Raw genomic sequence first — 22,995 nt, 5'->3', positions numbered from 1 at the left:
TTATTTTAATTAATTTTTAAAGCAAATCTGCCTCTTGAAGAGCTGTCTGAACAGTCTCTAATGGTAAATGGGTCAACTCAGTGCCTTTTTCTTGATAAAGATACTGGGCATAGTCGTCCATACGGTACTGGTTGATATAAACCACGCGCTTGCAACCAACTTGAAGCAGTTGTTTGGTGCAGTTCAGACAAGGGAAATGGGTCACATAGGCTGTAAATCCTCTTGGAACCCCTCGTTCAGCTCCTTGCAAGATGGCATTGACCTCGGCGTGAAGGGTTCGAACACAGTGACCTTCAATGACCAGACATTCGTGGTCAATACAGTGCTCCGTTCCTGATACGGAACCATTGTAGCCTGTTGAAATCACCTTATTATCCTTGACTAGAACAGCTCCCACCTTGGCACGTTTACAAGTAGAACGATTGGCAATCAGTAAGGCTTGAGCCGCAAAGTACTCATCCCAAGCCAGTCTTTTTTCTGTCATAAGTCTTCTCCTTTTCCTCTACTTTTTGAAAAATGGCAAGCGTAAATCTGCAATCTTTTCAGCCGGAACCTTCATGCCATCCTTGATCCATTTGAGCAAAACCGATACGATGGCAGAACTCCAAAAGGAATGAAGGTAGCTGCTAACGCCTTTTGATTTTCCGTGGTATTTTTCCAGAAATTCCTGCATGGCTTGGACGAAAATCTTTTCCAAGTGGTAGTCCAGAGCAAGTTGGATAACCTTGGCTTCTTTCTTGGCTGCGCGGAAAAGGTGTACCCAGACCAGATAAAGGTCTGTTTTGACATCGTAGTGGCTCAGCTGTTCCATAATGTTATGGACACTGCGTTTAAAGACGCTTTCCAAAATCTCTTCTTTGGAGTCATAGTTACGATAAAAGGCGGCACGAGAGACACCCGCCCGTTTGACCAGCTCCGAAATGCTGATCTTGGCCAAGTCTTTTTTCTCTAGCAGTTGCAAAAGAGCCGTCTCGATTGCTTCTCTGGTTAAAAAATTGGATTCTTGATTTGATTTTCTGAGATTTTCAAGAGATTTTTCAGATATTTTACGTTCAGGCATAACAATTTCTTTCTACTTGTGACAACAGAGAGGTGGTACTTTTGTTTCAAGGGCTTTCATGATATAATTGTAAAAAAAGACAGAACCTTTGTCAATGTATAAGTGACAAAGATGGAGAATTTCTATGACTTGGAAGATTGTAGCTGACTCTGGTTGTGATTATCGTCAACTTGCAACTCCTGCTATTGATACTGAATTTGTGAGTGTTCCTTTAACCATTCAAGTTGCTGATCAGGTCTTTATTGATGATGCCAATCTCGACATTGACCACATGATGGAAACCATGTATGCGACTTCTGAGGCTTCAAAATCAGCTTGTCCTAGCCCTGATGATTACCTGCGTGCATTTGAAGGTGCTAAGCATATCTTTGTCATTACCATTACTGGTACTCTTTCAGGTAGCCATAATAGTGCACAGCTCGCTAAGAATATCTATCTTGAAGAACATCCTGACACTCAGATTCATGTAATCGATACATTGTCTGCAGGTGGTGAGGTTGACTTGATAGTCGAAAAAATCAATAGCTTGATTGATCAAGGACTTTCTTATGAGGAAATTGTTGAAGCCATTACAGCCTACCAAGAAAAAACGAAGTTGCTCTTTGTCCTTGCTAAGGTCGATAACTTGGTCAAAAATGGTCGTTTGAGTAAGCTTATCGGTACAGTCGTTGGCCTTCTCAACATCCGTATGGTTGGGGAAGCAAGTGAAACTGGAACTCTAGAACTACTCCAAAAAGCGCGTGGACCAAAAAAATCCCTTCAAGCAGCCTATGAAGAGCTCATCAAGGCTGGCTATGCTGGTGGTCGAATTGTCATGGCTCATCGCAACAATGAAAAATTCTGTCAGCAATTGTCAGAACGCTTGCTGGAAACCTTCCCACAAGCGGATATTAAAATCATCCCGACGTCTGGTCTCTGCAGTTTCTATGCAGAAGATGGCGGTTTGTTGATGGGATATGAAATTAACTAAGATTATGAGCAACAAGAGATGCCAAGCATCTCTTGTTTTTTGTGGTACAATAGAGCTATGAAACATTTTGATACTATTGTCATTGGTGGGGGACCTGCTGGCATGATGGCTACCATTTCCAGTAGCTTTTATGGTCAGAAAACTCTTCTCATCGAAAAAAATCGCAAACTTGGCAAAAAATTAGCTGGAACGGGCGGTGGTCGTTGTAATGTGACCAACAATGGAACTTTAGATGACCTACTGGCTGGAATTCCTGGTAACGGGCGCTTTTTATACAGTGTATTTTCCCAGTTTGATAACCATGATATCATCAACTTTTTCACGGAAAATGGTGTTAAGCTTAAGGTCGAGGACCACGGACGTGTCTTTCCTGATAGCGATAAATCTCGGACTATTATCGAGGCCTTGGAAAAGAAAATCGCTGAGCTAGGCGGACAAGTTCTCACTCAAACAGAGATTGTTTCGGTTAAAAAGATAGACGACCAGTTTGTACTGAAATCCGCGGACCAGATCTTCACTTGTGATAAACTCATAGTCACAACAGGTGGAAAATCCTATCCTTCTACTGGTTCGACCGGATTTGGTCACGAAATTGCCCGCCATTTTAAGCACACCATTACCGAGCTTGAAGCTGCTGAGAGCCCATTGTTGACTGATTTTCCACATAAGGCCTTGCAGGGAATTTCCCTAGATGACGTGACCTTAAGCTATGGCAAGCATGTCATCACCCACGATCTGCTCTTTACACACTTTGGTTTTTCAGGCCCTGCTGCTCTACGTATGTCCAGCTTTGTCAAGGGCGGGGAGGTTCTCTCGCTAGATGTTTTGCCTCAACTTTCTGAAGAGGACTTGATTACATTTCTAGAAGATAATCGGGAAAAATCCTTGAAAAATGCTTTAAAAACTTTGCTTCCAGAACGCTTGGCAGAATTTTTGGTGCAAGGCTATCCTGAAAAAGTCAAACAACTAACTGAAAAAGAACGCGAGCAACTACTCCAGTCTATCAAGGCTCTCAAAATTCCTGTGACTGGCAAAATGTCTCTTGCCAAATCCTTTGTAACTAAAGGCGGTGTCAGTCTCAAAGAAATCAATCCTAAAACTCTGGAAAGCAAACTCGTTCCTGGGCTCCACTTTGCTGGCGAGGTACTGGATATCAATGCCCACACGGGTGGCTTTAATATCACTTCTGCACTCTGTACTGGCTGGGTGGCAGGCTCAAATCCAATAAATACCAAATAAGAAAGGAAGTCCTTTGGAACATATTATTTTACTAAGAGGTGTTACTCCTAATGGAAAGAATGCTATCCCGAAAATGTCTTATTTGGTAGATATTCTGACAGAAGCTGGTTTTCAACACGTTCGAACCTATATTCAAAGTGGGAATATCATTCTTGAAAGTGACTTAGATTTAGAAGAAATACGAGAACGCGTTCATACTCTGATAAAGGAAAAAATTGGGGCCGACTTAAAAATGGTTATCAAGAATAAGAACGATTTTGAAAAGATTGTTCATGAGAATCCATTTAGAGAAGACTATCTTTACGATCGTATACATGTGATTTTTTATCAGGGATTTATCCAAAGTCTGCCACTAGAAAAATTGAAAGCTGACTACGGTGAAGAAGAAATTTGTGTAGGTGATCACTGTCTCTACCTCTATCTCCCTAGAACTGCAAAACAAAAAAAGCTCAATACCAACTATCTTGAAAAATTGTTTGGCGTGGTTCTGACCATGCGAAAGTTAAACGTAGTTGAAAAACTATTAACCAAATAGTACTTGAAACCAGAAAAAATCAGCAGAGGTAACTCCGCTGATTTTTATTTTGTCTGTGTCTGAACATAAGTCGCAATGACATCTGATGTGTACTGGGCTGTTCCAGCTCCAAATTTGTCAATGTTTTCCTTAAACTCTGGGTTATAGACGTAGCCTTTGCCGATATGGCCGAAGACCTCAATAGAGCAGTCAAATCCATAAGTACGAATAGCTTGCAAGAGTTTGGCTGCTTGCTCTTGGTTTTCGGTTGCTTTTGCAGGTAAACCAGCTTGAAGATTTTGTGACAAGGCTCGAAAGACTTGATTGAAGGCAGCCGTAGCTTCGTCTTCGTGACCTTTTTGGCGCTCGAGCGCTTGGTCCATGACTTCTTGTCCATATTTCTCTACCGCCTCTTGGTGGTATTTTTGATGGTCTTGGTAGTTAAATCCAGTGAATTTTTCCTCAATCGTCATTTTTCTTTCTCCTTTTTGTTCTTGAATGGTTTTTTGCAAGGTGGAAATCAAGGTATCCAGATGTTGCCTTTCTCGAGTCAAATAGTCCAACTGCCTAGTCAAATGGGGCAATAAATCTGTCCTTTCTTCCTTTAACAGCTCTGCTATTTTTTCTAAAGAAAAGCCTAGATATTTGTAGTAAAGAATGACTTGAAGGCGTTCCAAATCCTCTTGACTATAAGTTCGATAGCCGTTTTCCAACTTTAAGGGAACCAGAAGTCCTATCTTATCGTAGTGGTGCAGGGTCTTGACAGAGACACCCGAAAGCTGCGCAGCTTCTTTGATATGGTACATGATTTCCTCCTTATACTCAATGAAAATCAAAGAGCAAACTAGGAAGCTAGCCGCAAGTTGTACTTGAGTACGGTAAGGCGACGCTGACGTGGTTTGAATTTGATTTTCGAAGAGTATTACATTGATAGTATAACCCCTCCCCCTAGGTCAGAGTCAAGCGTTTTTGCGAAAAATTTTTAACTTTTTGAGAAAGGTGTGAAAACTTGAAAATGGTTTTCTTGACAGACCTTAGAAAACATGATAGGATAGTCAAGTCTATCAATCAAACAGAAGGCTCATAAAGAGCCATTGAGAGAAGGCTATTTGACAACTCAAGTAGCCTTTTCTTATTTTAAAAAAGGAGATTGGAGTTTCAACTATGTCAGAAAAATCGCAATGGGGCTCGAAACTTGGCTTTATTCTAGCATCTGCTGGCTCAGCCATCGGGCTTGGTGCCGTTTGGAAGTTCCCCTACATGACTGCTGCTAATGGCGGGGGAGGCTTTTTACTGGTCTTTCTCATTTCCACTATTTTAATCGGTTTCCCGCTCCTGCTGGCTGAGTTTGCCCTTGGCCGTAGTGCTGGCGTTTCTGCTATCAAAACCTTTGGAAAACTTGGCAACAATAGCAAATACAATTTTATCGGTTGGATTGGTGCCTTTGCCCTCTTTATCCTTCTCTCTTTCTATAGTGTTATCGGGGGATGGATTTTAGTCTATCTAGGCATTGAGTTTGGGAAATTGTTCCAGCTTGGTGGAACGGGTGATTATGCTCAGTTATTCACTTCAATCATTTCAAATCCAGCCATTGCTCTAGGGGCTCAAGCCGCCTTTATCTTATTGAATATCTTTATTGTATCACGTGGGGTCCAAAAAGGGATCGAAAGAGCTTCGAAAGTCATGATGCCCCTGCTCTTTATCATCTTTGTCGTGATCATTGGGCGCTCTCTCAGCTTGCCAAATGCCATGGAAGGCGTTCTTTACTTCCTCAAACCAGACTTTTCAAAACTGACCAGTGCTGGTCTCCTCTATGCTCTGGGTCAATCTTTCTTTGCCCTCTCACTAGGGGTTACAGCCATGCTGACCTATGCGTCCTACTTAGACAAGAAAACCAATCTGGTCCAATCAGGGATTTCCATTGTAGCCATGAACATCTCGGTATCCATCATGGCAGGTCTAGCCATTTTCCCAGCCATGTCAGCCTTCAATATCCAGTCTGAAGGGGGACCCAGCCTGCTCTTTATCGTCTTGCCTCAACTCTTTGACAAGATGCCCTTTGGAACCATTTTCTACATCCTTTTCCTCTTGCTCTTCCTTTTTGCGACAGTCACTTCTTCTGTCGTGATGCTGGAGATCAATGTGGGCAATATCACCAACCAGGATAACAGCAAACGTGCCAAATGGAGTGCTATTTTAGGAATCTTGACCTTCGTCTTTGGAATTCCTTCAGCCCTATCCTATGGAGTTATGGCGGATGTTCACATCTTTGGTAAGACTTTCTTTGATGCCATGGATTTCTTGGTTTCCAATCTCCTCATGCCATTTGGAGCTCTCTGCCTTTCACTTTTTACAGGCTACATCTTTAAAAAGGCTCTTGCTATGGAGGAACTCCATCTCGATGAAAGAGCCTGGAAACAAGTACTTTTCCAAGTCTGGCTCTTCCTCCTTCGTTTCATCATTCCTATTATCATCATTGTGGTTTTTATCGCCCAATTTATGTAATCAAAAAGGACTTGAGTAGTAAACTCAGGCCCTTTCTTTTTTATGGATGGCTAACAATCAATTCCAGACCTTGCCCTTCCAATGTCCAAGCTTCAACATCACTTGGTAGGATAAAGTGGCTACCTTTTTGGATTGGATAATTTTTCCCGTCAACAGTTAGTTGACCTTGACCAGCCAAGACACTGAATAAGCTGTAGTCAGCTGTCTTTTCGAAGTCAACTTTTCCAGTAATTTCCCACTTGTAAACTGCAAAGAAATCATTGGATACAAGGAGAGTGGAACGTAAATCATCTGCTTTGATAGTTACAGGACGGCTATTGGCAGGCTCGCCAATATTTAAAACATCGATGGATTTTTCAAGATGAAGTTCACGCAAGTTGCCCTTGTCGTCCTTACGGTCAAAGTCATAGACACGGTAGGTGGTATCGCTAGACTGCTGGGTTTCAAGAATCAAGATACCTGCACCGATAGCGTGCATGGTACCACTTGGCACATAGAAGAAATCTCCAGCCTTAACTGGCACTTTTGTCAGTAAGGCATCCCAGTTTTTGTCTTCGATTTGCTGGCGGAGTTCTTCTTTTGACTTGGCATTGTGACCATATATAATCTCTGAACCTTCGTCTGCTGCGATGATATACCAGCACTCTGTTTTTCCGAGCTCGCCTTCATGTTCTAATCCATAGGCATCGTCTGGGTGAACTTGGACGCTGAGCCAGTCATTGGCATCGAGAATCTTGGTCAACAGTGGAAATACAGGTTCTGGACGGTTGCCAAACAATTCACGGTGCTCCGCATACAATGTAGCTAGATCTGTTCCCTCAAAGCGCCCATTAGCGACCTTAGAAACTCCATTTGGATGAGCTGAGATAGCCCAGTATTCGCCAATTTTTTCACTTGGAATGTCGTAACCAAACTCATCACGTAGCTTGGTCCCACCCCAGATTTTTTCTTGCATAACTGATTGTAAAAATAATGGTTCTGACATGTCGATCTCCTGTCCGATTTTTCTCCCCTCATTATAGCAAAAAGCTAGGTCTTATTGAACTCTTTTTCCTATCTTATAAAGTAGGGAGAAGATTTTGTAAAAATAGTGAACAAATGTGCTCTACTCAATACTTGCACCATTGCTGGCAATGACATCCTTGTACCAGTAAAAGGATTTCTTCTTGCTCCGTTTGAGACTTCCTTGACCTGCATTATCACGATCCACATAGATAAAACCATAGCGCTTGTTCATTTCGCCTGTTCCAGCTGAAACCAGATCAATACAGCCCCAAGTCGTATAACCAAGCAAGTTAACTCCATCTTGGTATATGGCATCTCGCATAGCCTTGATATGAGCCTCTAAGTAAGCAATCCGATAGTCGTCTGCTACATAACCATTTTCATCCGGTGTATCCATAGCACCGAGACCATTTTCTACGATGAACATAGGCTTTTGGTAACGATCCCAGATGGCATTGAGGGTGATACGAAGGCCAAGTGGGTCAATCTGCCAACCCCATTCTGAGGATTCAAGATAGGGATTTTTGAGAGAGGCAAAGACATTTCCAGCAGCTAATTCTTTAACTTCTGGATCCCCTGAGGCCACTCGACTTGCATAGTAAGAGAAGGAAACAAAGTCAACAGTATAATTCTTCAATAAGTCTAGATCCTCTGCCGTCATTTCTATCTTGATTCCCTCGCGTTCCCACTGCTTCTTGGCGTAGTTTGGGTATTCCCCACGCGCTTGAACATCAATGAAGAAGTAACTCTTGCGATCTTCCTCCATAGCAGCCCAGTAGTCTCTCGGATGGGCTGTGTTAGGATAGTATTGCCCTGCTGCCAACATACATCCCACCCTGTTTTCTGGGTCAATTTCGTGGGCAAGCTTAGTCGCCATGGCCGAGGCTACCAACTCATGGTGGGCGGCTTGGTATTTAACCTGTTCTTGATTTTCTCCTTCTTCAAAACAAAGCCCAGCTCCCATAAAAGGTGCATGAAGAATCATGTTGATTTCATTGAAGGTAAGCCAGTATTTGACCAAACCCTTATAACGGATAAAGAGTGTACGACAAAGTTTTTCATAGAAGTCTAACATCCGACGATTGCGCCAACCACCGTATTCTTCAATCAAATGCATAGGACAGTCGAAATGCGTAATAGTCACCAGAGGTTGGATCCCATACTTGTGACACTCCTTAAATAAATCCTCATAAAAGGCTAGACCAGCTTCATTTGGCTCTGCTTCATCTCCCTTAGGAAAAATCCGAGTCCAAGCAATGGAGAGCCGATAGGTCTTAAAGCCCATTTCCGCAAAAAGCGCAATATCTTCCTTATAATGATGGTACATATCAATGGCTTCTTTTGCTGGGTAAAAATAGCCCTCCTCAAAAGAAAACATCTTTTTCTGACCTGTGATAATGGCTTCACGGTCAGGTCCAATGGGTACCACATCGACATTAGCAAGACCTCGACCATCCTGATTATAAGCACCCTCGCATTGATTAGCTGCCGTAGCACCACCCCAGAGAAATCCCTCTGGAAATTGTAGTATTTCTGTCATCACTTTACCTCACTTGGTTTGATAGTTCTATTATACTAAAAAGGGGGCAAAAAGTTTGGAAATATATGGATAATGATGGTACTAATCTTGCTTACATGTGCAAAAAAAGACTGAAACCAGTCTTCTTTTTAAATCAAAGCCGTAATAGCCGTTACTAGACCAAAAACGATACCCGGTGCATTGGCAGCTGCAAGTGGAATATCTCTTTCCTTTTTGAAAAGTCCATAGTAGACCCAGAGACTGCAGTTAATAGCCGCAACCAAGGGCTGGATGAAGTTTCCTTTTTGGCCAGCCAGGTTGTTCATGATTTGTGGGAAGTAAGAGACATACATCATAACGGACATGAAGGTCGCTACCCAACCCAAAATTTTCATTTGTTTTTCAGACATTTTCAAAACCTCTTTCATTTTTATGAATCATATTTTATAATCTTTTTTCAAAACAATCAAGACTTTGAAGCTTTTGTTATGAAGATGTAAACTATCACAATCTTGTGATAAGAAAAAGACCGGATTGCTCCGATCTTTTTAAGTTCCGCTCTAAGAATGTTTAAATTTTTAGATAAAAAATTTGATAATAGAATTACCTACTTCATACGATAAAAATCAATCACCAAACCAGCTGGACCTTTTACAAGCAAGGATTCCGTTCCCCAATCAGTTACAGCCGGACCGTGTAAAATCTCGACACCAAGCTCTTTCAATCGTCGATAGTTCTGGTCTACATCCTCAACCTCGATATGAAGAATGATTCCTGACTGAAAGTTTTCCAAAGGAATCAAATGATTTTGGGACAACATAAGACAATGACTGCCAATCGTGAACTGTGCAAAACTGTCGTCAACATAATCGGCTTTTTTATCCAAAATACGCTCCAAGTCAGCACAGACTTGAGGAACATCTGAAACGATGATATCTAATTGATTTAAATTCATTTACTATCCTCCAGAAAAAGACCGGATTGCTCCGATCTTTTCAAGTTAGACTCTTGAAAATCAAAGAATAAAATCTACAAAGTTTACATTTGATTTTCGACGAGAGGAATTATTTGATTGCGCGTGATTGCAATCCTTCTTCTTCCAAGAAGAGGCGGAATGGTACGAGTTCTTCTGCTTCGTATTTTTCCTTGAAGGCTTTGATTGCTTCTTCTGAGTGTTGTTTTGGATCGAGTTCAAGTACTTCTACTGGAAGTGGACGATGTTGAGAGATGCGAGCATCGATCACAACAGTTTTACCTTCTTTATTGAGTTTCACAGCTTCTGCAACAACTGCGTCGATGTCTTCGATACGATCAACTGTAAATCCAACAGCTCCTTGAGCTTCAGCGATTTTCGCATAGTCAGCATTAGGGAAGTCACAACCAAACAAGTGTTTGTTTGTGTCTTCGTATTTGTCCTTGATGAAGGCATATTTACCATTTGAGAAGACAACGTTGATAACTGGAAGGTCGTATTGAACGTTTGTGATCACGTCTGGGTAGCACATGTTGAATGCACCGTCACCCATGATGTTCCATACTTGGCGATCTGGATTGTCTTTCTTAGCAGCGATACCACCAGGAAGGGCAATACCCATTGTCGCAAAGAGTGGAGATGTACGCCACATGTTCTTAGGTGTCATGTGAAGGTGACGAGTAGATGTTTGAGTAGTGTCACCTACGTCGATTGAGTAGATAGCGTCTTGATCAGCATGTTTGTTGATTGCATTGTAAACTTGATACAATTGCAATTCACCCTCAGTTTTACCTTCGAGTTTGTTCATGTAATCACGCCAGTTTTGGTTGTTCTTCACGTTTGCACGCCACCATGGAGTAGACTCAACTGGGTTTACTTTATCAAGGATAGCTTTCGCTGCTTGACCTGCATCACCAAGGATTGAAGCGTCAAGGGCATGACGTTTACCAAGTTTGTAAGGGTCGATATCGACTTGGATGAATTTTTCAGTGTTCTTGAAGGCTTCGTAAACTTCAGCAAATGGGAAGTTTGAACCAAGGAAAAGAACTGTGTCTGCTTCAAAGACCACTTCGTTGGCTGGTTTCCAACCAACACGGTAAGCAGAACCTGTCAAACCTTCATAGTTCCATTCAAAGGCTTCAAAGTTTTTACCAGTTGTGATGATTGGTGCTTTGATTTTACGTGACAATTCAGTAATCACTTCACCAGCTTTAACACCACCGTAACCAGCGTAGATAACTGGGCGTTCAGCATTGTTCAAGATTTCAACAGCTTTGTCGATTTCAACTTCGTTCAAGGCAGGAGCGATGAATGAGCGTTCGTATGAACCTGAACCGTAGTATGAGTTTTCGTCGATTTCTTGGAAGCCGAAGTTTACTGGAATTTCAACAACAGCTGGACCTTTTTTAGAAACTGCAGCACGGCAAGCTTCGTCAATAACTTTTGGCAATTGCTCAGCGTAAGCGACACGTTTGTTGTAGACAGCGATACCGTTGTACATTGGGTTTTGGTTCAATTCTTGGAAGGCATCCATGTTGAGTTCGTTAACAGGACGTGATCCAAGGATAGCAAGGAATGGAGTGTTATCCATAGCTGCATCGTAAACACCGTTAATCAAGTGAGTCGCACCTGGACCACCTGAACCAACTGCAACCCCGATTGAGCCACCGAATTTAGCTTGCATAACCGCTGCAAGAGCACCTGTTTCTTCGTGGCGAACTTGCAAGAAGCGGATATCTTTGTCTTCAGCCAAAGCGTCCATCAATGAGCTGAGTGTTCCTGATGGGATACCGTAGATTGTGTCTACGCCCCATGTTTTCAATACGTTGAGCATTGCTGCAGATGCAGTAATTTTCCCTTGAGTCATAATGATAACTCTCCTTCAAATATTTTTAAAACTTGATAAATCCGTTTTCATATACTAATTGGAAACGTTTCAGCAAATTTTTACTCTACTACTTTACCACATTTGTTTTGGGTCTCCTAAGAATGTGCTCAGAAGTTTTTATTCTCTATTACAGTACAGTTTGAAAACGTTTTTAGAATCTGTTTTATAATAAAAAGCGAGCAAGCCCGCTTCTTAGTCTATCTTAGTAACGTTTAGCATGAGTGAACTGATCAAAACAGATACAGAACTAAAGGCCATGGCTAGACCAGCCAGTTCTGGGTTGAGCACCAAACCAATACCTGAAAAGACTCCTGCTGCAATCGGAATACCAATGAGGTTATAGATAGAAGCCCAGAAAAGATTGAGTAGAATACGATTAAAGGTCTTCTTACTCATATCAAAAGCACGTGCCAATCCTAGTAAATTGTTGGTTGTAAGGACAAGATCTGCTGATTCAATGGCAATATCTGTCCCAGAGCCCATGGCAATTCCGACATCCGCTACACTGAGGGCCGGCGCATCATTGATACCATCTCCAACAAAGGCCAATTTCCCATTCTTTTGAAGCTTGTGAATTTCATGTGCCTTTTCCTCTGGCAAGACATTTGCGATTACTTCTTCGATACCAATTTGTTCTGCAATCGCATGGGCTACACCAGCATTATCTCCAGTAAGCATGACCGTTCTAAGACCACGTTTTTTCAATTTAGCAATAGCTTCTTTGGCATTTTCCTTAGGGACATCCTGCAAGGCAATTAAGCCTTTTAACTGACCATCCACGGATAGGAAGACAACTGTTTTTGCTTCTTTCTCAAGCAAATCAAATCGTTCTTGATAATCATGTGGAATAGCAAGGTCAGCTAAGAGCTTAGCATTCCCCAGCAAGACTTGCTTACCATTAATAATCCCAGTCACACCTTTTCCATGCAAGGCTTGGAAGTTTTCCACTGGGTGAAGGCTAATTCCTAGTTCAGATGCACGATTAACAATAGCTTGAGCTAGCGGGTGTTGAGATACATCTTCCAGTGAAGCAGCCAAACTTAGCACTTCTCCTTCATCTCCGATAACATCTGTCACTACTGGCTTCCCTTCAGTCAAGGTTCCTGTCTTATCAAAAACAACCGTTTGAACTTTTTGGATTTCCTGTAGAACTGTACCATTTTTGAGAAGAATCCCCATCTTGGCACTTCGTCCTGTTCCAACCATGAGTGCTGTTGGTGTCGCAAGTCCAAGAGCACAAGGGCAGGCAATAATCAAGACTGCAACACCATAGAGAAGCGACGTTACAAAACTTTCACCAAGAAAAACAAACCAGATCCAAAAAGTAAGGAGTCCTAAAATGACAACTGCTGGTACGAAAATTCCAGAAATCTTGTCTGTCAAATCTTGAATAGGAGCACGACTGGTTTGAGCTTTCTTCACAAAGTCTACAATCTGAGCCAACATGGTTTCAGAACCTACTTTTTCAGCTCTAAAAATGATCGTACCACTATTATTGATGGTTGAACCAATGACAGCATCTCCAACTGATTTATCGACTGGAATACTTTCCCCAGTTACCATTGATTCATCAATACTAGTTTCTCCTTCTATTACAGTCCCATCAACGGCAATTTTTTCACCTGGTCGAACGCGAATAAGATCCCCAACTTTGACTTGTTCTAGAGGTATTTGAACATAAACATCATCACGCAAAACCTCTGCTGTTTTTGCTTGTAGGTCTAATAATTTTTCGACTGCCTGCGAAGTATTTTTTCGCATTTTTTCCTCAAAAACTGCTCCCAAAAGAATGAAGAAGAGGATAAATGCAGCACTTTCAAAGTAAACGGGCAGACCAGTGAAGAGGGCAACTAAGCTATAGAAATAGGCCACTAGGGTTCCCAGAGCAACCAAGGTATCCATGTTGGAATTGTGCTTTTTAAAACTAGCCCAGGCGCTTTTGATATATGGAACTCCAGCTACCAGCATAATGGGGGTTGTGGCTAAAAAGGTGCCCCAACGCATGACTTGGTGACTAATTCCTCCTGTAGACATCCCAATCATAAGAATCACAAGAGGCACAGTAAAGATACTAGTAATCCAAAAACGTTGTAAAAGACTGAGAGACTTTTTGGTTTTTTCAACAACGGTGTAGGTTCCCTTTTGCATCTTCATGCCACAAGAAAACTCGTGCTCACCCAAGTCTTGAGGCGTAAAGCGAATAATTTTTTCCTCATCTTGAGCGATTGGTTCTAGAATCCCTTCTTCTTCGAAGAGAACTTCTTTATAACAGTTTGAAGGTGTCACACGGTGAAAAGTAATCTCAGCAGGAATCCCTTTTTGCAGTTGAATGTGGGCTGGATGGTAGCCTTTGTCTGCCGTGATACGGATTTTTTGAACACCATTTTCAAGACTTGCTTTTACAATTTCAGTCATATCATTCTCCTATTCTACAATCATCTTACCGTGCATCATATTCATGCCACATGCAAAGCCAAATTCTCCAGCCTGTTCAGGCGTGATTTCCACTACATACTCTTCCCCCATAGGCAAGTCCGCATGCACACCAAAATCTGGAAAGACGATCTGATCCAAACAAGGTGAAGGATCCTTACGGTCAAAGACAATGCGGGCTGGCACTGATTTTTTAAGAATAATCAACTCAGGCGTATAGCCCCCCATGACTTCCACTCGAATCTCTTGGTAGCCCTTTTTTTGCTGGGCCTTTTGTCCAGATTTTTCAGGCTTTTTGAAAAACCAAAACAAGATAAACGCGATAAGGGTAATACAAATAATGGTTACAATACTATTTAACATGACGTCTCCTTTACATACAATTACATTTTACTTCTGTTACTGCGCTAGCTTTTTTCTCAGAAATCACAGCTTCCAATCCTTCCAAGTCAGACAAAGTAAAATCACATTCAGCAATCAAATCAGCCAACAAGTTCTTAATCCTACGAGAACAAACCTTGTCCTTGATATCTTGGACAAGTAAATCCCGACTTTGGTCCAAAGTTAAAAGGGCTGAATAGACAAAGGACTTGCCCTCTTTTTTCCTAGTCAAACACTCTTTCTCAACCAGACGAGCTAAAAGAGTCTGAATGGTCGACTTGGACCAGTCGAACCGCTCCGCCAGAACCCTGATCAAATCCGTACTGGTCTGCTCTCCTTGCATCCAAATAATCTTCATGACCTGCCATTCTGCATCTGAAATCTGCATAATCACACCTCCTAAATCTACATTTGTCGATTACAGTTATTAGTATACTCCGAAAATCTACATTTGTCAACTATAATTTTTATTATTTTTTCGAAAAATAGAATTTTAATCCTGTAACGAGAGATTTGCAATCAAATTTTACTATATAAACTATAAAAATATGCTATACTGAAGAAAAAAGAAAACAACCACTAGGGGTGCGTAAAGCTGAGATTAACGACTGTTAGATCCCTTTGACTCAATCTAGGTAATGCTAGCTGATGGAAGTGGAAATGATAATGAGGACTAGCTAGTCTTCTATTGCTTTCCTCAAACAGACTAGCTTGTTCTTAAGAATACAAACTTCAGTTGGTTGGGAGGTTTTAGATGACTTATTTACCCGTTGCTCTAACCATTGCTGGAACTGACCCTAGTGGCGGTGCTGGCATTATGGCTGATTTGAAGTCATTCCAAGCTAGAGATGTCTATGGAATGGCCGTTGTGACAAGCCTTGTCGCTCAAAATACCAGAGGCGTTCAATTAATCGAGCACGTCTCCAACCAAATGCTGGAAGCTCAATTGGAGAGTGTCTTTTCGGATATCAAGCCCCAGGCTGTAAAAACAGGGATGTTGGCAACTACTGAGATCATGGAGATCATCCGACCCTATCTTAAAAAGCTGGATTGTCCCTATGTGCTGGACCCTGTTATGGTCGCTACGAGTGGGGATACCCTGATAGATACTAGTGCGAGAAGCTACCTAAAAACAAACCTGCTTCCCCTTGCGACTATTATTACACCCAATCTTCCTGAGGCAGAAGAAATTGTTGGTTTTTCGATTCATGATCCAAAAGACATGCAACGTGCCGGTCGCCTGATTATAAGAGAATTTGGTCCTCAGTCCGTTGTTATCAAAGGTGGCCATCTTGAAGGTGGTGCCAAGGATTTCCTCTTTACCAAGGAGGAGCAATTTGTCTGGGAAAGCCCACGAATTCAAACCTGTCACACCCATGGTACTGGATGTACCTTTGCTGCTGTGATTACGGCTGAACTAGCCAAGGGCAGAAGTCTTTACCAGGCAGTTGATAAGGCCAAGGCCTTTATCACAAAAGCCATCCAAGACGCTCCTCAACTCGGTTATGGTTCTGGTCCAGTCAACCATACAAGCTTTAAAGATTAAAAAAAACTCTCTAGTTCCTACTTTAAGGGAATTAGAGAGTTTTTGATTAGGAAACAATGTCATCTAGCTTTGTTAAAAAGGCTTGCGCTTTTGCCTCAATATCTTTTGCCTGCATCAGATCTCTGACGACAGCGACCCCAGCTATACCAGTTGCAGCAAGTTGGTCAATGTTCTCTGACGTCAAGCCTCCAATAGCAACTACTGGAATGGCGACCGTTTGGCAAATGGTTTTCAAGGTTGAAATCAGGGTGATAGGCGCATTTTCCTTGGTTGTAGTCGGGAAAATGGCTCCTGTTCCCAAGTAATCCGCACCCGATGTTTCTGCTTCGAGGGCTCGTTTAACCGTTTTAGCTGTTACACCGAGGATTTTGTCAGGTCCCAAGACTTTGCGGGCAACCGAAACTGGTAGTTCATCGTCTCCGATATGCAGACCAGCAGCATCGACTGCAAGACAGATATCCAACCGATCATCTATAATCAAGGGTACCTGATAGGCATCTGTTATTTCCTTGACTTGTTTTGCCAGTTGATAATATTGATTGGTTGTAAGATTTTTTTCTCGTAGTTGGATGATGGTAACACCTGAACGGCAGGCTGTCTCCACTTTTTCAAGAAAGCTTTCCAAGGAAACTTGGTAGCGATTGGTTACTAGATACAGTCTAAGTGCTTCTCTATTCATAAACATCTCCTTTGATGGCTTCTAGCCAATTTTCATCTCTTTTTAGGAGAGAGAGTTGGTTGAGAACTTGGTAACGAAAATCTTCCAATCCCATTCCTTGAACAAGTATTCTCTCAGCAGCGATATTGAGATAAGAAACTGCTAGGCAAGAAGCTTCAAATGCAGTCTTTCCTTGGCTGAGAAAAACGGATGTCAAGGCTCCAACTAAGTCTCCTGTCCCTGTTATCCAGTCTAATTCTGCACAGCCATTTCCCAATACAGCAACTTGATTTTCCGAAACAATGAGGTCCTTGGGTCCAGTGACTAAAAATGACATACCAGAATAGGTCTGACACCAGTCTTTCAAGATTTGAAGCAAATCCTCAGTTTCTTGATCTTTAGCACTAGCATCGACCCCGACTCCATGGTGTTTTAAACCAACAAGACTTCGAATTTCCGACATGTTTCCTTTAAAGACTGTGGGCTTGTATCCTAAAAGATCTCTGACTAAGGTCTTACGAACGGGTGACGCTGATACACCAACCGCATCTACTACCATTGGGAGAGAAGCTTGGTTTGCATAAGTAGCCGCCATACGGATTGCTTTCTCCTTCTCGGCTGACAAATGCCCCAAATTGATGAAGAGAGCTTGACTTTGCTTAGTAAAATCAAGAACCTCACGAGGGTCATCTGCCATGACTGGTTTGCATCCCAGAGCCAAAATACCATTGGCCAGCATCTCACAGGAAATCTCATTGGTGATGCAGTGAATCAAGGAACTAGTTGCCAGAGGGAAAGGATTTGTAAATGCCTGCATCAGTCTATCCTTTCTCCAAAGAAATATCCCTGCACTTTTTTAAAGAATTCCTGCTTGATTAAAAATCGAAAGGCGAGGAAAGCTATGGCTGTACCGATCAAGGTTGCTCCGAAAAATCGAGGAGTGTAGATAAACCAGCTGAGCTTGGCCGCAGATCCTGTAAAGAGAACCATAACAGGATAGGAAACAATAGAACCAATAATCCCTGTTCCCAAGATTTCTCCTAGGGCAGAATAGTGAAATTTCCGACCGTACTTATAAAAGAGACCTGCAAGGAGGGCTCCAAAAGTCGCTCCTGTGAGGGCCAAAGGGGGAATGCCCTGAGTAGACATACGGATAAAGGCTGTGACTGTAGCCATGACCAAGGCATAAACAGGCCCCATCAAGATCCCTGCAAGGATATTGACTACACTGGACATCGGTGCCATTCCTTCAATTCGAAAGATGGGTGTAAGAACTACGTCAAGGGCGATCATCATGGATAAAATGGTTAATTTGTGAACTTGTAGTTGGTGGTTTCTCATTTTTTATTTCTTCTCTGTTTCTAAGGACTGCAAATCACTCGTCCAGGTTTGATGTTGGTAAGCCATCTCCCAAAACTTGGCTTCCATGTGGACACTTCTGTGGAAGGCCTCTAGCATTTTTTGTTTGTCCGTCTCGTCGCTTTCTCGATAGAGCTGATTGACCAGGGCTTCTTCCTCTTTAATCTGCTGTTCTAACTCATCGGTGATATAGGTCTCAATCCACTGTTGATAAAGAGGATTCGGGGATGGTTTGCGATTAAGTGCCTTGCCCAAATCATGGTATAACCACGGACATGGGAGCAAACTAGCAAAAGCAATGCCCAAGTTTGGCTCTGCAAACTGGCGATAAATATGAGAAATGTAATGATAACAGGTTGGAGCAATCGGTTGCTCGTTCATTTCCTGGTCGCTGATTCCTAATTCCTTGAAAAATTGTTGGCGGATAAACAACTCACCATCCACTAGACTCTGAGCATTTTGTTTCAAGAGTCTTTTCATCTCCTCGTTGGAAGTCTTATCAGCCAAGAGGTGATAGGCTTCTGAGAAGGCTTTCAGATAGTAGGCATCCTGAATCAGGTAATAGCGGAAAATAGAAGGTTCTAACGTTCCCTCTTGTAACTGTAAAACAAAGGGGTGATGAAAGGAAGCCTGCCAAGCTTCCTTGGATAATTCCATCGCAATATCTGTGAATTCCATAATAACTCCTTTATAGAAATAAACTGGTTTGAAGTAGTAAAAAGAACAGCAGGTAGATTAATTTTGTTTTTTTAGAAATATAAAAAGTCCGATAGCGATTCTCCAACTGTGCATGTTCGTCATATCCGTGCGCAGACAAAGCTCTCAGATAAAGATGGCGCCACCTAAAGACTGTCATCAGAACCTTACTGTAAATCAGAGGAGACCAAACATGCAATTTTTGACCACGCAATAAGCAAGCTTCCTTGAGGGATTTGATTTCTTGCTGAATGAGGGGAAAGGAATTGAATACCACAATCAAGGCATAGGCCCAAGACCGTGATAACCCCTTTTGAGCCAAGTACAAGAGAAGCTCTTTTAAGGAAATATTGGAAACAAAGACAAGGCCGATACAAACCGTCACAAAAGCCCTCGTCCCAAGTATCACTGCCTGCGAAGCATCCCCATGTAACTGAATTGCCCAGTAATTAGCCAAAGATGGCAAAATGGCGAGTACGAACATCCAAGCCAACATCTTAAATCGACGGTGATAGAGCATGAAGAGAATACAAAATACGACTACTGAAAGATTGAGAGCAATCGAAGGAAGGAAAGATGTTTCCAAGGATAAAATTAGAAAGAAGAGACTGAGTATCGGTGTCTGGGTTGCTACTTTGATCATACTACCTCACCTCCCCTTGAGCATTGCTACTCAGAAAACTGAGGGGTTTGCTGATTATCACGTCTTTAATATGAAGGAGCCCCTCACTAGTCATCTCGATCCAATAATCAACCACAGAAATCAAGGGATCTAAACGATGGCTAATAATCAAAAAACTTCTTCCTTGATTTCTGTCCTCCAGAATCCACTGACAGAAATAATGACAAGCTCTATCATCCAAACCTGCAAAAGGTTCATCTAGCAAAATCACAGAAGCCTTGCTGGTTAAGATGGTCAATAGCTGAAGAATCTTTTGCTCTCCACCACTTAATTGATAAGGACTCTTATCGAGTGCATGATCCAAATTAAAAAATTGTAATGCTTGGAGAATCCGCTGATTTCTTTCAGAGTCCGGACTATCTAATTGAAGTTCTTCTCTCAGACTGACTCGGATAAACTGCTTCTCAGCTTCCTGAACAACACCCGTCAGATCACGATACAAACTCTTTTTCTTTTTAAGAACCGACCCCTTCCAAGTAATGCGCCCTCTATACTTTTGAAATTGAAGAATGGAGCGAAAGAGGGTTGATTTCCCGACACCATTGTCACCCAGGATACAGGAAATCCCTTGGTAAAATGTGAAATCCGCAAGCGAAAAGAGGGGGCGATGATCCAGCTCACAAGTCACACGGTCCATATGGAATAGTTCTGGGCTAGAAGCAACTTTCTTTGAAGCAACCTGTGTCATCTCAGAGGTAGGAAGTTGATTTATTTCCCTTAGTTGTCCGTCTCTTAGCTCCACCATATGGTCGATATAGGCTTCATAATCAGATAAATCATGGTCGCACAAAATAACTGTCTTCCCATCAGAGACCAACTCTTTTAGAATCTCTAATATCTCCAGCCTACTCTTTCGGTCAATGGCAGCGAAGGGCTCATCCAAAAGATAGATCCTAGGATTCATAGCAAAGAGAACAGCCAAAGCAGCCTTTTGCTTTTCCCCACCTGATAAGTGATGGATGGGACGGTGCAAGATTGCCTCGCAACGACATTGCCGGACCACCTCAGCTATTTTAGAATCAATTTCTTGAACAGGATGGCCGATATTCTCCAAGGTAAAAATCAGCTCCTCAAACAAATTCTCCATGGTAAATTGATGATTGGAATTTTGAAAGAGAATGCCAACCGTCTGGACATGTTCGACGATAGAAAGCTGACTGACCTCGCTCCCATCTATCAGGACTTGACCACTATAGGGAAGAGAACTTACTTGAGCAATGACTTGAAAGAGACTGGATTTTCCTGAACCACTGCTCCCAACTAACAAGGTAAAGGCATGCGCATGAAAAGTAAAATCAATCGGTTCCGAAAAGATTGGGGATTGAATCCCTCTTAATTCCAGCCCCATCTACGCCTTTCCTCCAGCTGCAAACTGATGGTAGAGTTTAACAATGGCACGAACCAAGATGGTACAGAAGAAAAAGACGGAAATAAAACGAACCACAAGCAAGGAAAGGACAAAAGGAAGGGAGAAGGCGTAGTAACCTAACTTAATGTATTCATAGACAAAGCTAACAAGCGTAATCCCAATACTATTAGCAGTTAGAGAGAGCCAACTTTCATAGCGATTCTTGGTTACGAGAAAACCAAATTCACTTCCCAAGCCTTGAACCAAGCCAGACAATAGGGCGCCTAGGCCGAATTGGCTACCATAAAGAACTTCAGCAAGCGCAGCGAGCACTTCTCCAATCGTCGCACTTCCGACTCTTGGAACAAAGATGGCCGCAATGGGCGCAGCCATACACCAGAGACCAAAGAGGATTTCATTGGCAAAGGCCTGTAAACCAAGAGGGGCTAAAATCAGGGTGAGGATATCAAACAGATAGCCTGAACCCACAAAAACGCCACCAAAAAAGATAGACAAGAACGCAAGCAAGATAACATCTTTTAATTGCCATTTTTTCAACATAAAAAACTCCTTTTTTAAAGAAAAGTGGGGCATTCTAGGAGAGCTACCGAAAGGCTCGTCGTCAGGCCTATCCTCTTTTGATAAACAAAAAAACTCCAATTACAAACGAGAATTAGAGTTTAGCTTACAAGATTAGACAGTTCTTTTCGACATACGAAAAAAACCTTTTCACATTTCCCTTCGCCAGTATTAACTGTATCAGGTTCAATGGGTATCATCTCAGCCTAAGGCACCCCAAATGTCTTTATTATTTTACTACTAGACCAGTATAGCAAAAAATGAAAGCCCTAGCAAGATATTTGACCGAAAAATATATTTATATAGTTTCTAATAACGATTTAATCTTTCTATACACGAAGAAAAACCTCCACATAAGGTGGAGGCCGTCTTCTTTATCAATACAATTTTAAGTCACGAGGGTCAACTGGGAAGGTTGGATTGTATGGGTTGTGACGCAGTTTGAAGTGTTTGACATCCTCAATAGTCTGAGTTCCAGATAACTGCATGACTGTCTTCAATTCTGCATTCAAGTGCTCAAAGACTTGACGCACACCAACACTACCGCCGAGAGCCAAGCCATAAATAACAGGGCGCCCAATAGCTACCAAGTCTGCTCCTGAAGCCAAGGCTTTAAAGACGTGCTGACCACGACGAACACCAGAGTCAAAGACAATTGGCACACGTTTATCAACTGCTTCAGCCACTTCTTGAAGTGAGTCAAAGGATGCTGGTCCACCGTCGATTTGGCGACCACCGTGGTTGGTTACCCAGATACCTGAAGCTCCCGCAGCAAGCGAACGTTCAACGTCCTCACGGCATTGTGGTCCCTTGACATACACAGGAAGTCCTGAGTATGTAGCGATAAATTCTACATCACGTGGAGACAAGCGTTGTTTAGCTGATTTGTAAACAAAGTCCATTGATTTACCAGCACCTTCTGGCAGGTATTCTTCAACAATCGGCATGCCAACTGGGAAGACGAATCCATTGCGTTTGTCGACCTCACGATTGCCCCCAACAGTTGCATCTGCCGTCAAGACAATCGCTTTGTAGCCTTCAGCCTTCACACGGTCCATGATATGGCGGTTAATTCCATCATCCTTACTAAAGTAAAATTGGAACCAATGAGGTGTTCCTTGAAGAGCTTCCGTAATTTCTGGAAGGTCAACGGTAGAGTAGGAACTAGTTGTATAGAGAGAACCAAATTCATGCACACCACGCGCAGTAGCTACTTCCCCCTGCTCATTTGCTAATTTATGAGCCGCAACAGGCGCCATAATAATTGGTGAAGATAATTTTTCACCTGCAAATTCAATCTCTGTACTTGGATTTTCAACATCACAAAGCGTATGAGGAACAATCAGTTTGTGGTTAAAGGCACGGATGTTCTCGCGTAGAGTGAAAGTATCCTCTGCTCCACTAGCGATATAACCAAAGGCAGCTTTAGGAATGACTTGTTGCGCCATTGGCTCCAAATCATAGGTGTTAATAAAATCTACAGGTCCTTCTGCATTGCTTGTTTTATATGACATAAAGTGTCCTCCTTGTTAAGTAAGCGTTTACTTTTTCTTACATAAACTATCTTACCTCTTTTTCAGAATCCTTTCAAAAATTTTGTCTGGAAATTTCAAATCACAGACATGATAAATATTTTCTAT

Annotated in this window: 24 protein-coding genes and 2 riboswitches; of the genes, 5 read left to right on the top strand and 19 right to left on the bottom strand. The window is 42.1% G+C overall.

Annotated features, from left to right (window positions below):
* Positions 1-16: 16 nt before the first annotated feature.
* A complete protein-coding gene (locus tag B7723_RS09180; protein ID WP_071851366.1) occupies positions 17-484 on the bottom strand; it encodes a deoxycytidylate deaminase in 468 nt (155 codons plus the stop codon).
* A gap of 18 nt (positions 485-502) precedes the next feature.
* Complete coding sequence (locus tag B7723_RS09175) at positions 503-1,060, bottom strand: TetR/AcrR family transcriptional regulator (protein ID WP_084849437.1); 558 nt, start codon at positions 1,058-1,060, stop codon at positions 503-505.
* 124 nt (positions 1,061-1,184) lie between these two features.
* Between B7723_RS09175 and B7723_RS09170 the strand changes: the two genes are divergently transcribed.
* From B7723_RS09170 to B7723_RS09160, 3 genes are read left to right on the top strand one after another with little or no spacing between them, the layout of a single operon-like run.
* Positions 1,185-2,030: a DegV family protein gene (locus B7723_RS09170; RefSeq protein WP_084849438.1), complete on the top strand. Its 846-nt coding sequence runs from the start codon at positions 1,185-1,187 to the stop codon at positions 2,028-2,030.
* A gap of 57 nt (positions 2,031-2,087) precedes the next feature.
* Entirely contained in the window at positions 2,088-3,269 is a 1,182-nt protein-coding gene (locus B7723_RS09165) for a BaiN/RdsA family NAD(P)/FAD-dependent oxidoreductase (RefSeq protein WP_084849538.1), read from the top strand.
* Positions 3,270-3,282: 13 nt separating this feature from the next.
* Complete coding sequence (locus B7723_RS09160; protein ID WP_008278230.1) at positions 3,283-3,804, top strand: DUF1697 domain-containing protein; 522 nt, start codon at positions 3,283-3,285, stop codon at positions 3,802-3,804.
* Positions 3,805-3,848: 44 nt separating this feature from the next.
* Here the strand turns inward: B7723_RS09160 and B7723_RS09155 are convergent, their stop codons facing one another.
* Positions 3,849-4,589, bottom strand: coding sequence for a MerR family transcriptional regulator (locus B7723_RS09155; RefSeq protein ID WP_042902529.1), 741 nt, complete (start codon positions 4,587-4,589; stop codon positions 3,849-3,851).
* Between the two features lie 358 nt (positions 4,590-4,947).
* On the opposite strand from B7723_RS09155, the gene B7723_RS09150 reads away from it, so the two are divergent.
* The gene (locus B7723_RS09150; protein ID WP_084849439.1) at positions 4,948-6,288 is read left to right on the top strand and encodes a sodium-dependent transporter; all 1,341 of its coding nucleotides are present in this window, start codon (positions 4,948-4,950) and stop codon (positions 6,286-6,288) included.
* Between the two features lie 40 nt (positions 6,289-6,328).
* Here B7723_RS09150 and manA read toward each other — a convergent pair whose 3' ends face one another.
* From manA to B7723_RS09110, 8 genes are all read right to left on the bottom strand, one after another.
* Positions 6,329-7,273: a mannose-6-phosphate isomerase, class I gene (gene manA, locus B7723_RS09145; RefSeq protein WP_007517573.1), complete on the bottom strand. Its 945-nt coding sequence runs from the start codon at positions 7,271-7,273 to the stop codon at positions 6,329-6,331.
* Positions 7,274-7,393: 120 nt separating this feature from the next.
* Entirely contained in the window at positions 7,394-8,833 is a 1,440-nt protein-coding gene (locus B7723_RS09140; RefSeq protein WP_084849440.1) for a 6-phospho-beta-glucosidase, read from the bottom strand.
* A gap of 128 nt (positions 8,834-8,961) precedes the next feature.
* Positions 8,962-9,222 (bottom strand): SemiSWEET family transporter, encoded by a 261-nt coding sequence (locus B7723_RS09135; protein ID WP_001291473.1) that lies wholly within the window; start codon positions 9,220-9,222, stop codon positions 8,962-8,964.
* A 197-nt stretch (positions 9,223-9,419) separates the two neighbouring features.
* Positions 9,420-9,767, bottom strand: a complete 348-nt coding sequence (locus tag B7723_RS09130) for a VOC family protein (protein WP_007520381.1) — start codon at positions 9,765-9,767, stop codon at positions 9,420-9,422.
* A 109-nt stretch (positions 9,768-9,876) separates the two neighbouring features.
* Positions 9,877-11,652: a pyruvate oxidase gene (spxB, locus tag B7723_RS09125; RefSeq protein ID WP_007520383.1), complete on the bottom strand. Its 1,776-nt coding sequence runs from the start codon at positions 11,650-11,652 to the stop codon at positions 9,877-9,879.
* 213 nt (positions 11,653-11,865) lie between these two features.
* A complete protein-coding gene (locus B7723_RS09120) occupies positions 11,866-14,088 on the bottom strand; it encodes a heavy metal translocating P-type ATPase (RefSeq protein ID WP_084849441.1) in 2,223 nt (740 codons plus the stop codon).
* A 9-nt stretch (positions 14,089-14,097) separates the two neighbouring features.
* A complete protein-coding gene (locus B7723_RS09115) occupies positions 14,098-14,469 on the bottom strand; it encodes a cupredoxin domain-containing protein (protein ID WP_000935072.1) in 372 nt (123 codons plus the stop codon).
* Positions 14,470-14,479: 10 nt separating this feature from the next.
* Positions 14,480-14,875, bottom strand: coding sequence for a CopY/TcrY family copper transport repressor (locus B7723_RS09110; protein ID WP_042902535.1), 396 nt, complete (start codon positions 14,873-14,875; stop codon positions 14,480-14,482).
* Between the two features lie 183 nt (positions 14,876-15,058).
* Positions 15,059-15,157: riboswitch (TPP riboswitch) on the top strand.
* A gap of 84 nt (positions 15,158-15,241) precedes the next feature.
* On the opposite strand from B7723_RS09110, the gene thiD reads away from it, so the two are divergent.
* A complete protein-coding gene (gene thiD, locus B7723_RS09105; RefSeq protein WP_084849442.1) occupies positions 15,242-16,033 on the top strand; it encodes a bifunctional hydroxymethylpyrimidine kinase/phosphomethylpyrimidine kinase in 792 nt (263 codons plus the stop codon).
* Between the two features lie 46 nt (positions 16,034-16,079).
* Here the strand turns inward: thiD and thiE are convergent, their stop codons facing one another.
* The 8 genes from thiE to lctO form a co-directional block, all read right to left on the bottom strand.
* Positions 16,080-16,712: a thiamine phosphate synthase gene (gene thiE / locus B7723_RS09100; RefSeq protein ID WP_084849443.1), complete on the bottom strand. Its 633-nt coding sequence runs from the start codon at positions 16,710-16,712 to the stop codon at positions 16,080-16,082.
* Positions 16,705-17,508, bottom strand: coding sequence for a hydroxyethylthiazole kinase (locus tag B7723_RS09095; RefSeq protein ID WP_084849444.1), 804 nt, complete (start codon positions 17,506-17,508; stop codon positions 16,705-16,707). The genes thiE and B7723_RS09095 overlap by 8 nt, the downstream gene beginning before the upstream one ends.
* Positions 17,508-18,032 carry an energy coupling factor transporter S component ThiW gene (gene thiW, locus B7723_RS09090; RefSeq protein ID WP_001244055.1) on the bottom strand — a complete coding sequence of 175 codons (525 nt, stop codon included), beginning with the start codon at positions 18,030-18,032 and terminating at the stop codon, positions 17,508-17,510. Before thiW ends, B7723_RS09095 begins: the two co-directional genes overlap by 1 nt.
* A 3-nt stretch (positions 18,033-18,035) precedes the next feature.
* Entirely contained in the window at positions 18,036-18,728 is a 693-nt protein-coding gene (tenA, locus tag B7723_RS09085; RefSeq protein ID WP_084849445.1) for a thiaminase II, read from the bottom strand.
* A gap of 10 nt (positions 18,729-18,738) precedes the next feature.
* Positions 18,739-19,389: an energy-coupling factor transporter transmembrane component T gene (locus B7723_RS09080; protein WP_071851398.1), complete on the bottom strand. Its 651-nt coding sequence runs from the start codon at positions 19,387-19,389 to the stop codon at positions 18,739-18,741.
* Position 19,390: 1 nt separating this feature from the next.
* Positions 19,391-20,776 carry an ATP-binding cassette domain-containing protein gene (locus tag B7723_RS09075; protein ID WP_084849446.1) on the bottom strand — a complete coding sequence of 462 codons (1,386 nt, stop codon included), beginning with the start codon at positions 20,774-20,776 and terminating at the stop codon, positions 19,391-19,393.
* Positions 20,777-21,337 (bottom strand): ECF transporter S component, encoded by a 561-nt coding sequence (locus tag B7723_RS09070; RefSeq protein WP_038805710.1) that lies wholly within the window; start codon positions 21,335-21,337, stop codon positions 20,777-20,779.
* A gap of 158 nt (positions 21,338-21,495) precedes the next feature.
* Positions 21,496-21,584, bottom strand: a riboswitch (TPP riboswitch).
* Positions 21,585-21,732: 148 nt separating this feature from the next.
* Complete coding sequence (gene lctO, locus B7723_RS09065; RefSeq protein WP_000120743.1) at positions 21,733-22,869, bottom strand: L-lactate oxidase; 1,137 nt, start codon at positions 22,867-22,869, stop codon at positions 21,733-21,735.
* Positions 22,870-22,995: the final 126 nt, after the last annotated feature.

This window comes from Streptococcus oralis subsp. oralis (genome assembly GCF_002096435.1).
Classification (GTDB): Bacteria; Bacillota; Bacilli; order Lactobacillales; family Streptococcaceae; genus Streptococcus; species Streptococcus oralis_AA.
Note: the sequence above shows the minus strand (reverse complement) of the source record. Positions and strands in the feature narration are given on the sequence as shown.

Excerpts from the sequence above, each read along its gene's own strand:
- B7723_RS09140 (WP_084849440.1), bottom strand. The coding sequence starts at position 8,833 with ATGACAGAAATACTACAATTTCCAGAGGGATTTCTCTGGGGTGGTGCT.
- B7723_RS09135 (WP_001291473.1), bottom strand. The coding sequence starts at position 9,222 with ATGTCTGAAAAACAAATGAAAATTTTGGGTTGGGTAGCGACCTTCATG.
- B7723_RS09110 (WP_042902535.1), bottom strand. The coding sequence starts at position 14,875 with ATGCAGATTTCAGATGCAGAATGGCAGGTCATGAAGATTATTTGGATG.
- thiD (WP_084849442.1), top strand. The coding sequence starts at position 15,242 with ATGACTTATTTACCCGTTGCTCTAACCATTGCTGGAACTGACCCTAGT.
- thiE (WP_084849443.1), bottom strand. The coding sequence starts at position 16,712 with ATGAATAGAGAAGCACTTAGACTGTATCTAGTAACCAATCGCTACCAA.
- B7723_RS09175 (WP_084849437.1), bottom strand. The coding sequence starts at position 1,060 with ATGCCTGAACGTAAAATATCTGAAAAATCTCTTGAAAATCTCAGAAAA.
- B7723_RS09120 (WP_084849441.1), bottom strand. The coding sequence starts at position 14,088 with ATGACTGAAATTGTAAAAGCAAGTCTTGAAAATGGTGTTCAAAAAATC.
- lctO (WP_000120743.1), bottom strand. The coding sequence starts at position 22,869 with ATGTCATATAAAACAAGCAATGCAGAAGGACCTGTAGATTTTATTAAC.
- B7723_RS09130 (WP_007520381.1), bottom strand. The coding sequence starts at position 9,767 with ATGAATTTAAATCAATTAGATATCATCGTTTCAGATGTTCCTCAAGTC.
- manA (WP_007517573.1), bottom strand. The coding sequence starts at position 7,273 with ATGTCAGAACCATTATTTTTACAATCAGTTATGCAAGAAAAAATCTGG.
- B7723_RS09075 (WP_084849446.1), bottom strand. The coding sequence starts at position 20,776 with ATGGGGCTGGAATTAAGAGGGATTCAATCCCCAATCTTTTCGGAACCG.
- B7723_RS09150 (WP_084849439.1), top strand. The coding sequence starts at position 4,948 with ATGTCAGAAAAATCGCAATGGGGCTCGAAACTTGGCTTTATTCTAGCA.
- tenA (WP_084849445.1), bottom strand. The coding sequence starts at position 18,728 with ATGGAATTCACAGATATTGCGATGGAATTATCCAAGGAAGCTTGGCAG.
- B7723_RS09155 (WP_042902529.1), bottom strand. The coding sequence starts at position 4,589 with ATGTACCATATCAAAGAAGCTGCGCAGCTTTCGGGTGTCTCTGTCAAG.
- B7723_RS09080 (WP_071851398.1), bottom strand. The coding sequence starts at position 19,389 with ATGATCAAAGTAGCAACCCAGACACCGATACTCAGTCTCTTCTTTCTA.
- B7723_RS09115 (WP_000935072.1), bottom strand. The coding sequence starts at position 14,469 with ATGTTAAATAGTATTGTAACCATTATTTGTATTACCCTTATCGCGTTT.
- spxB (WP_007520383.1), bottom strand. The coding sequence starts at position 11,652 with ATGACTCAAGGGAAAATTACTGCATCTGCAGCAATGCTCAACGTATTG.
- thiW (WP_001244055.1), bottom strand. The coding sequence starts at position 18,032 with ATGAGAAACCACCAACTACAAGTTCACAAATTAACCATTTTATCCATG.
- B7723_RS09070 (WP_038805710.1), bottom strand. The coding sequence starts at position 21,337 with ATGTTGAAAAAATGGCAATTAAAAGATGTTATCTTGCTTGCGTTCTTG.
- B7723_RS09165 (WP_084849538.1), top strand. The coding sequence starts at position 2,088 with ATGAAACATTTTGATACTATTGTCATTGGTGGGGGACCTGCTGGCATG.
- B7723_RS09170 (WP_084849438.1), top strand. The coding sequence starts at position 1,185 with ATGACTTGGAAGATTGTAGCTGACTCTGGTTGTGATTATCGTCAACTT.
- B7723_RS09180 (WP_071851366.1), bottom strand. The coding sequence starts at position 484 with ATGACAGAAAAAAGACTGGCTTGGGATGAGTACTTTGCGGCTCAAGCC.
- B7723_RS09095 (WP_084849444.1), bottom strand. The coding sequence starts at position 17,508 with ATGCAGGCATTTACAAATCCTTTCCCTCTGGCAACTAGTTCCTTGATT.